Genomic DNA, 9,588 nt, shown 5'->3' on the forward strand with positions numbered 1-9,588 from the left:
GGGCGGTGGTTCGGGCGCGGGATTTGCTGGACGTGTGAGGGGTCGGCTTCCGGGCGGTTGATCGGGAGGGGTCGTGGGCGTGGGTGCGGGTCGTGTGTGGCTGGTCGCGCCCACGACGGGGCCCGGTCGCGAACACGGAGACGGAGGTGGTGTGGTGTATGGCGGCTGCCCACCGGCAGGCAGATCCAGGAATGTTACAGATCGCCCATGCGCTGTCACATTTACAGCTCTACCCCTCGCGAGTGGACGTACCTGCTGCCGACTGGATCACCAAGTGCGGCCCGCCGCAGCCGAGTTCGAACCTGCAGACGCTACGTCGCGCCCGCGCCCGTACACCCTCAACAGGAGATCGAATGCCCGATGCATCCGACATCGAGGTCGTCGTCTTCGACATCCTCGGAACGATGGTCGACGAGCCAGGCGGACTTCGAGCGGCCATCCGCGACGCGGTGCCCGCGACCGACGATGCGTCGGTCGACCAGTTGCTCACCGTGTGGCAAGAGCATGTCGAACACGAGCAGCGACGCATGGAGGAACAGAGCCGGGCGTACGCCAACACCGAGACCATCGACCGCGAGGCAGCGCAACGCGTAGCCGACCGTGCCGGCCTCACCGACCCGGCGGTCATCGACCGACTGGCGACCGCGAGCCGACGGCTGAAACCCTGGGACGACTCCCTCACCGGTCTCACGCGCTTGGCCCAGCGCTTTCCCGTACTGGGCCTCTCCAACGCCAGTCGCACAACTCTGCTCCACCTCAACGCACACGCCGGCCTGCGCTGGCACCAAGCCCTGTCCGCCGAAGAAGCCCGGGCCCACAAACCCGCCCCGGAGGTCTACCGGCTCGCAATCGACGCGGCAGGATGCCCACCAGAGCGCGTCCTGAAGATCGCCGCCCACGCCTGGGACCTGCGAGGAGCCCAGGCGGCGGGAATGCGAACCGCCTACGTTCAGAGACCAGTCGGGGACCCTCCAAAGAGGACCGACACCTTCGATTGGCGGTCGAACAGCCTGGATGAGTTGGTCACCGAGCTGACGGCGGCGTAGCAGCGCAGAGGTGCTTGCGATCACTCCGCCGTGCATCTGGAGCTGCGCGACGCCTACGCGCCCACCGAGCGCTTCGAGGCGTGGCGACGCGGCGAGCGGATCAACTGGGAGGACCGCGCCTCCTGGTGGCACCCGTACGACCAGGCGATTGCGGACGCGGTCAGCAGGGGCGTGGTGATCCGCCGCGCACGCGTCGTCTCGGAGCCGGTGAGCGAGTACATCCGCTGGGGGCACTACGTCACACGGGAGTTGATCGAGGCCAGCGAAGACGTCCGCTGGCTGCCTCGCTTGGACGGCTAGGGATCGTTGATGGCTGAGATCACGGCGATTGGAGGTCAAGCCCGGCCTTGGCAGCGAGTCACCCGTGCGGCTCGCCTGCCTACGATCGACCCGTGGCCCTCTTCCTCCTGGAACGCGTATCTCCGAGTCACGTCAACCAGGTCTGGCGGCAGATGACGACCTGGGAACGTCACGGCGATGTCGTACCGCTCACCCAGGTCACGGTCGTCACCCCACCACCGACCCGCGAGGGCACGGTCTTCGTGGCGCGATCGGGAATCGGCCGCCTCGCGTTCGACGACCCGATGGAGGTCGTGACCTGGCGACCACCGACGGACGGAGTCTCAGGGACGTGCCGCCTGCTCAAGCGCGGGACGTTCGTGACCGGGTGGGCCGAGATCACCGTGCATCCATACGGGAACGGAGGTTCGCGGGTGGTGTGGCAGGAGGAACTACGCGTACGCCGACTGCCGACTGCCTTCGACGGGCCACTGGGGTGGGTGGCCCGGCGGATGTTCGGACGCGCCGTGGACGGGTTGTTGAAGCCGTCTTGATCGCCGGCGGCCCTGCGGCACGACCTCTCGCGGCTCTCCGGCTTGTTATTTGACCTTTGGCAGAGCCTCAGTGAGACCGGTAGGTTCCCCGCGGTGACCTCGATGGAGACGCAGGGCCTCGTGTCGATGACGGACGAGGCGCAGGTGCGCTGGATAGCGCTGGGAGACACCACCAGGCAGCCGCCCGTAGTCATGCTCCATGGCGGTCCGGGTCTGCCGGACTACCTGGGCGATGTCGCCGCCATGGTCGCGCACCTTGCGCCCGTGTACCGGTACGACCAGCGTGGCACAGGCCGGTCGCCGTGGCGGGGGCGCCATTCCCTCGCCCGGCATGTCGACGATCTCGCCGAGCTGCTCGACGCATGGGGCGTGTCCAAGGCCGTGCTGATTGGGCATTCCTATGGCACCGACCTGGTGAGCAGGTTCTGCCTGGCGCACCGTGACCGGGTTGCCGCGATGCTGCTGATGTGCGGGCCGTTCGTCGGTGATTGGCGCTCCGGTTACCGAGCGGAGCGCGATCGCCGTATGTCCGCAGAAGAGCAGGAGCGGCTCCGCGCTTTGGAGGAGTTGCCGGACCGCACGGAGGAACAGGAAGTCGAGCTGCTCACGCTGGCCTGGTTCACCGACCACGCCGATCGCGAACGCGGGTGGCACTGGGCCGCGCAAGGTGCCCGGCGGCGTCGCCCCGTCAACTGGACTATGAATGGTGAACTTGGCAGGGAAGGACGCGCGGACCCGCTCGATGAGCATCTGGCCGAGCTGCGCGCGTGCCTGCCCGCGCGAACGGAGCTCCTCGGTGGGGCCGACGATCCCCGCCCTGTGTCGGTTCTTGAATCACTTGCGCTCCGGCTCGATCTTCCGCTGACGCGGATCGAAGGCGCTGGGCACGAGCCCTGGCTGGAGCAGCCTGACGCCGTGCGTGCGCATCTTCGGCGATTCGTGCAAGGCACGGTGGGCGCATAGGTTTCGGCCGGTTCGCCGACTGACGTCATCCCCAGGAGGCCGTGAGGGTGAGTCTGCTGCCTGACACCGGTCCTGGTCCGCTTCAGACGGGCGGAGCTCACCGCCCCGACTCTGAGATGCCGTCCACGAGTTGGCCCAGGACGTTCCGGATGCCCTGGCCCAACTCTGTCGGGGCGATCAGTACGCCGAAGAGCAGCACGATGATCACGGTCAGTTTCTCGTCGTTCCTGCTTCTGGCCTGCGTTCGGCGACGCAGTCGTACGACGATGATCACAGCGAGCAAGAACGCCACGTTGATCGTCAGCACCACCGGCCGGTCCTCCCGTCAGGCAAGAGCGTTCCGGTCTCCCTGTGTAGTTGAAACTGCGGGGCGTCGTCGTTCAGTTGTGCACGGTTGGCGGCAAAGTGCTCCGAGTCGGCCGAATTCCTCGTGAGCCTGAAGCCTGAGCAGCGGGCGCGCCGGCCAGGCGGGCCCGCTGCTCATCGAACTCCCAAGCCCTCAACCTCCGCCGAGAATCGGCGGATTGGCCAACCGCACCAGCTCCAGGGCCTGTTCAGGGAACCAGTCCCCCGCATCCGGGTCGATCATCCCGCGCTCCGGGTCCTCCGGCCCCTCCGTGCCGCGCAGGCACAGCCCGTCCGATTCGCCCGGGATCTTGATCCACAGCCGGGCGTCGTGGAGCGGGTCGCCCGTGCGGAGGGTGGGGCGGGTGCCGAGGCCGCGGTCGGGTGGGTTGCACCAGTCCTGGGGGTCCGTGTACTTGCCCGGGGGCGGGGTCCACGGGCCCTGGCCGTTGCGGCTGGAGTCGGTGACGAAGTGCTTCATACGGGAGGGTGGTACGCGGACGTTCTCCTCCAGCCAGGCCCGGGCGTTGGCGCGTGGCCAGCTCTGGTTGGGGCAGTCGGCCGCGTCGCCGCCTCCGTCCACGTACGCGAGGCAGGACGAAATCAGCTTGCCGTACCAGGAGTTGGCGTCGTCGGTCTGGTAGTTGGACGTGTTGGTGTAGAAGCCCGTGGCGCGGGCGACGCCGCCCTTGAGGAGGCGGGGGACGATCGAGTTGACGGTGTGCCAGCCGGGGTGGCCCGTGTCCAGGTACACCCGCGTGCCGCGCAGTGGTTCCAGCTTGTCCACCGCGTAGTTGACCTCGGTGTAGCGGGCGGCGGTGAGCGTGCCCTGGGCGTCGTCCTGGCCGCAGTCGGCGGGGACGAGGGCGAGGGAGTCGGGTTCGAGGACGACGAGCGAGTCGCGGCTGCCGATGCCGCGCGCGATCGCGTCGATCCACGCCTTGTACTCGGCCGTGTTGGAGGCGCCGCCGCCGGAGTAGTTGGAGCAGTCACGGCCGGGCACGTTGTAGAGGGCGAAGACGGGCAGCGCGTTGTGCCGGTCCGCGTCGCGCGCCACGTCGCGGATCTGCCGCTCGACCTGGGTCGGCGTCTGGTCGCCGTACCAGACTGCCTGCGGCGTGTGGGCCATGGTCAGGATGCCTGCCGCCTCCCGGAGTTGGCCCGTCCGGGCCAGCTCGAAGGCCTGGCGGTACGCCGCCGGGTTGGCCTCGGGGACGTACAGGCCTGATCTGCGACGTTCGGGCTCCGCCGCATCAGCCACAACATCCACCACATCAGCCGCGCCCGCCGTCGGCGCGCTCAACAGAGAGGCCAGGCCAACCATTAAGGCAGCCAGGCCCGTTGAGATACGTCTCATGGGTTCACTCCAGGTTCGCAACGGTCACCGGGGACTCGCGGACTTGCGGGAGCGCTCCCACGAGCCTCGTCGCGCACCTGGCTGTCCGTCAAGGTGGCTGCAGCAGGACAGCCCTTGTCGGCATCGGGCGTCTCGGGTCTGTCGCAAGCCCCGTAGCGGAAGTCCCATACCGGAAGGCGTGTCCCGCACCACGCGCTGCGGCTACGATCACCGAGCGGGCCGATGCCACGGGCGCGTCGGTGGAAACGTCGGGGGAAAGGGAGACCATGCACCGGTTGGAGCTCCGGATCGACTCCGGTCCCGAAGCCACTGCGGAGCAGACAGACCGTCAAGTGGCCAGTCTCTATCGGGACTTGCGGACACTGGGCGTACTGAACGTGCAACGCAAGTCCGTGGCGCCGCCGCCTGGTTCGATGTCCGGCGCGGGATACGACCTCGTGGTGCTGGTCCTCAGTGGCGTCTTCTCGGCAGCCGCGGCCAAGTCCGTGAGCAATGTGCTGGTCGCCTACGTGCAGCGTTCCAAGGCGCGGGCCGTGGAGTGGGAATTCGACGAGCACAAGGGTTCGTTCAGCGCCCTGTCCGCGAAGGACCAGCACGCGCTCGTTGAGGTGGTGGCCGCACGGATCAGCGCCGAGGCCGCCGCTGCCTCGGGCGACGGGAGCACCGACGACGAGCCGGGAGTGGGCGATGGCGGGACGCCGGATCGCACTGCTGGTCGCGACTGACGGTTACCAGGACCCCGGGCTCAACCAGCTCAGAGCTCCGGCACGGGGCGCCTCCGAGCTCAAGGCGCTGCTACGGGACCCGGCGATCGGCCGGTTCGACTTCGTACGCGAACTGCTGAACCGGCCCAAGCACGAGATCGAGACCGAGATCGAGGAAGCGCTCAGCGACCGCTCTCCGGACGACCTGGTGCTGCTCTACTTCGCCTGCCACGGCATCAGGAACGAAGCGGACCGGCTGTTCTTCGCCACCCTGGAAACCAAGCTCAAACGTCCGCACACCACCGCCATCCCGGCCACCTTCATCCACCAGCTCCTCGAGGAGTGTCAGGCTCGTACCAAAATCGTGCTGCTGGACTGCTGCTACAGCGGACTCTTCCACCGGGGCGCCCCCATGTCCGACGCCCCCGTAGATGTGGAGTCCGCGCTCGTCGGGCGCGGCACCTTCGTCATCACGGCGTCGACGGCCCTGGAATACGCGTACGAGGGCGAGCACCGGACCATCGACAACCCCCTGTCGGCCCCTCGATTCACTGCGGCCGTCATCGAGGGCCTGAGCACCGGTATGGCGGACCAGAACCGGGACGGGGTGATCACTCCCGAGGAGTTGTACGCCTACGTTCACGACACCGTGGTCAACCAGGCGGGCCCCGAACAGACGCCGACCAAGTCGGGCCAGTGCGAAGGGCATGTCGAGCTGGCCTACGCGCCATGGATCGACGCCGCCGCGGGACCGGCCGCCCGGGCTGCCATGGCCGAGGAGCTCACGCTCGGCTCGCTCCTGCCGCCGCCCGTGGCGACCGTCGACCGCGGCTTCATCTGCGACGCCTGGGAGGGCGCGTCCCGGCTCGTCGCGCCCATCGGCCGCGTGGAGAACGGCACGGGCGGCGACCTGATGTGCGTCGACTTCTCCAGCCGGGACGGGAATGCCGCGGTCGTCGGCAAGCTGGGCAGCGGCAAGACGACACTGCTGCGTTCGGTGATCATGTCGCTGGCGCTGACGCACACCCCTCATGAGGCGGAGTTCCATCTGCTCGAAGGTGCGGTCAACCGGCTCGGCGTACTGCGCTCGCTGCCACATGTGCGGACGTACGCCGCGCCGCACGAGCACAGCTCGGTCGAGGCCGCACTCACCGCGGTCAAAGCCGTCATCTCCACCCGGCGCGCCCTGTTCCGCGATCTCGACGTCGACTCCATCGAGGCGTTCCGCGCGCTGCGTACCACGGACCGGATCGAGGAGGGAGCCGCGAGCGATGTGTTCCTCGTCGTCGACGGCTGGCTCGACTTCTGCTGGGAACACCCGGATTTCGCCGACACGATCAACCGGCTGGCCAACACGGGCCTGAACTACGGCGTCCATCTGCTGGTCACGGCCCGCCGCTGGAGCGACTTCTCCGCCGACCTGCTTGGCCTGCTGGGCACCCGGCTCGAACTCGCCCTGGACAACCCGGAAGAGTCTGCCTTCGACGCGGCGCTGGCGTCGGGGGTGGCGGTGGGGTGGGCGCTGTCGCGGCGCCGGCGATTCCGGGTGGCGGTGCCACGGTTCGACGACGGGACCGGTCCGGCGGCTGCGCGGGAGTCGCTGGCGGAGACCGCGGAGTTGGTGCGGGAGGGGTGGACGGATTTTCTGGAGGGGAGAGGCGAAGGGGCCGGGGGGTTCTCCGCCGGCTCGCAGAGCACGGCTTTCGCCAGGCTGTTGGGCATCGACAACCCGGCCTCGCTGAATCTGCCGGCCCTGCGCAACCACCCGAATCCCCAGGATCGACTCACGGTGCCCATCGGTGACGGTGAGAACGGCCAGCCGGTGCTGCTCGACCTCAAGGAGAGCTCGCAGGGCGGGACGGGTCCGCACGGCCTGTGCGTGGGGGCCACCGGATCGGGCAAGTCCGAACTGCTGCGTTCGATCGTGCTCGGACTCGCTGTACGCCACACCACGGAAGAAGTGTCCTTCCTTCTGGCCGACTTCAAGGGCGGTGCGACCTTCCGCGGACTGGCGGATCTGCCCCATGTGTCGGGGGTCATGACGAATCTCGAGGGCGATCCCCTGCTCATGACCCGGATGCGCGACGCGATCAGCGGCGAACTGAACCGACGTCAGCAACTGCTGCGCGCCGCAGGAGTATCGGGCTTGCATGCATACGAGGAAGCCCGTGCATCCCTCGCGGCGGCGCGTCACGCGACCCGCCTCGACCCCATCCCCGTACTGATCCTGGTGATCGACGAGTTCTCCGAACTCCTGGTCGCTCAGCCTGACTTTATTGACCTGTTCGTACAGATCGGCCGCCTCGGCCGCGCGCTCGGCGTGCATCTGCTGCTCGCCTCGCAGCGGCTCGAGGAGGGCAGGCTCCGCGGCATGGACACATACCTGTCGTACCGCATCGGTCTGCGCACATTTTCGGCCACCGAGTCTCGCGCGGTCCTTGGCCACCCTGATGCGAACCACCTGCCGCCGGACCCGGGTGCGGGGTACCTCAGGGCGAACACGCAGGGCGAGCTGATCCGCTTCAAGGCCCCATACGCATCCGCACCTCTGCCGAGCACGGACGAGAACGAAGACCCCAGTTCACTGCTGGAGGTCGTCGTCAAGCAACTGTCGACCACCGGACCGCGCGCCCACCGGATCTGGCTGCCGCCACTGGACGAATCGCCCTCTGTGGAGCGGCTTCTCCCCGGGGGACTGATCACCACTGCGGAAGCCGGCCTGCACACCGAGGGGCAGCCCCTGAGTGCCCCGTACGCAATGGCGGATGACCCGTTCAACCAGCGACGCAGCGTGCTCTGGGCGGATGCCACCGGAGCCGATGGGCACACGCTCGTCGTCGGTGGACCGCAGTCCGGGAAGTCGACCCTCCTGGCCTCGCTCGTCACCTCGTTCGCCCTCACTCACACGCCTCAGGAGGCGCAGTTCTACTGCCTCGACTTCGGGGGCGGGAGGCTGTTTCCCCTGTCCGGGCTGCCGCACGTCGGTGGCGTCTCCTCGCGACTGGAAGCGGACCGGGTCCGGCGCACGGTCGCAGAGGTGGCGGGCGTCCTGGACGAACGCGAGAAGTTCTTCCGCCACTACGGAATCGACTCGATCGCCACGTATCGCCAGCGACGCGCGGCCGGGGAGTGGCCGGGCCAGCCGTGGGGCGACGTCTTCCTGGTCATCGACGGCTGGTCAACCGTCCGTACGGACTATGAGGCCCTCGAACCGGTCGTCAACGACATCGCCCAGCGCGGTGTGGGTTACGGCGTGCATCTACTGATCAGCGCCTCCCGGTACGCGGAAGTCCGCGCCGCGTTGCGCGATCAGATGCTCGGACGAATCGAGCTGCGACTCAGTGATCCGATGGATTCTGAGATCGACCGGAGGCAGGCCGTGTTGGTTCCCCTGGGGGCTCCCGGCCGGGGCCTGTCCCGCGACAAGCTGCACTTCTTGACCGCGTTGCCGAAGCTGGACGACGACATCGAAGGAGAACTCCTCGACCAGACGGGCCGACTGGTCGAGCGCGTACGGAAGAACTGGACGGGCCCGGAGGCACCGCCGATCCGTACGCTGCCGGAGCTGCTACCCGTCGACGAACTGCCGGGCCCTGACCAGGTCCCTGGCAGGAGTGTCGCCGTCGGAATCGAGGACGCCCGCCTCGCTCCGGTGTTCCTCAACTTCGAAACCGACCCACTGTTCCTCGCCTTCGGAGACAGCGAGTCCGGCAAGAGCTCGTTCCTGCGGATGCTGGCACACCAGATCTGCGGGAAATTCTCGCCGAGCGAGGCCCAACTGCTCGTGGTCGACTACCAGCGATCACTGCTCGGCGAGATCCCCGAGGCGCACCTCCTGAGCTACTGCCCTTCGGGACCACCGGTCCTCGACGTCATCAACCAGTTGGCCACTGTCCTCAAGGACAGGATGCCTGGCCCCGATGTCACGGCCAACCAGCTGCGCAGCCGCAGTTGGTACGAGGGCAAGGACGTGTACGTGCTGGTCGACGACTACGAACTGGTCGCGACGAGCACCGGCAACCCACTGGCGCCGCTCCTGGAGTATCTTCCGCACGCCCGCGATGTGGGCCTGCGCGTGGTTCTCGCACGCAGCACGGGCGGGGCCTCGAGAGGCCTCTACGAGCCGTTCGTCCATCGGATGAAGGAGCTCGGCGCGCAGGGCCTCGTACTGTCGGGCGACCCGTCCGAAGGGATGCTGCTGGGAAGGGTCAAACCCAGCCGCCAGCCGCCCGGACGCGGGACGCTGGTGCAGCGGACGGCCACTCACGGTGTCCAACTCGGTTATCTGCCTGAGCAATTCAGCTGAGATTCGACCTCAGGTCACCGACCCGACCCGCCCG

The 9,588-nt window shown here is 68.0% G+C and carries 7 protein-coding genes and 1 pseudogene; 6 read left to right on the top strand and 2 right to left on the bottom strand.

Annotation, left to right across the window (positions count from 1 at the left end; translation table 11 throughout):
* Positions 1-353: 353 nt before the first annotated feature.
* From G6048_RS43950 to G6048_RS43965, 4 genes and pseudogenes are all read left to right on the top strand, one after another.
* Entirely contained in the window at positions 354-1,046 is a 693-nt protein-coding gene (locus G6048_RS43950) for a haloacid dehalogenase type II (RefSeq protein WP_165345219.1), read from the top strand.
* 9 nt (positions 1,047-1,055) lie between these two features.
* Positions 1,056-1,334 (top strand): annotated as a pseudogene (locus G6048_RS43955) (DUF6879 family protein); the annotation flags it as partial.
* Between the two features lie 104 nt (positions 1,335-1,438).
* A complete protein-coding gene (locus G6048_RS43960; protein ID WP_165345220.1) occupies positions 1,439-1,879 on the top strand; it encodes an SRPBCC family protein in 441 nt (146 codons plus the stop codon).
* 102 nt (positions 1,880-1,981) lie between these two features.
* Positions 1,982-2,842, top strand: a complete 861-nt coding sequence (locus G6048_RS43965; protein ID WP_235991053.1) for an alpha/beta fold hydrolase — start codon at positions 1,982-1,984, stop codon at positions 2,840-2,842.
* A gap of 97 nt (positions 2,843-2,939) precedes the next feature.
* Here G6048_RS43965 and G6048_RS43970 read toward each other — a convergent pair whose 3' ends face one another.
* Both G6048_RS43970 and G6048_RS43975 read right to left on the bottom strand, forming a co-directional pair.
* Positions 2,940-3,149, bottom strand: coding sequence for a hypothetical protein (locus tag G6048_RS43970; protein ID WP_165345224.1), 210 nt, complete (start codon positions 3,147-3,149; stop codon positions 2,940-2,942).
* A 192-nt stretch (positions 3,150-3,341) separates the two neighbouring features.
* The gene (locus G6048_RS43975; RefSeq protein WP_328828750.1) at positions 3,342-4,448 is read right to left on the bottom strand and encodes a glycoside hydrolase family 6 protein; all 1,107 of its coding nucleotides are present in this window, start codon (positions 4,446-4,448) and stop codon (positions 3,342-3,344) included.
* Between the two features lie 362 nt (positions 4,449-4,810).
* On the opposite strand from G6048_RS43975, the gene G6048_RS43980 reads away from it, so the two are divergent.
* Together G6048_RS43980 and eccCb are read left to right on the top strand one after the other, a co-directional pair.
* Positions 4,811-5,269, top strand: a complete 459-nt coding sequence (locus G6048_RS43980; RefSeq protein ID WP_206342875.1) for an effector-associated constant component EACC1 — start codon at positions 4,811-4,813, stop codon at positions 5,267-5,269.
* Positions 5,232-9,554 (top strand): type VII secretion protein EccCb, encoded by a 4,323-nt coding sequence (gene eccCb / locus G6048_RS43985; protein ID WP_165345222.1) that lies wholly within the window; start codon positions 5,232-5,234, stop codon positions 9,552-9,554. The genes G6048_RS43980 and eccCb overlap by 38 nt, the downstream gene beginning before the upstream one ends.
* Positions 9,555-9,588 lie beyond the last annotated feature (34 nt).

Origin of the sequence: Streptomyces ureilyticus, from assembly GCF_011045025.1 — a bacterium.
Taxonomy (GTDB): Bacteria; Actinomycetota; Actinomycetes; order Streptomycetales; family Streptomycetaceae; genus Streptomyces; species Streptomyces ureilyticus.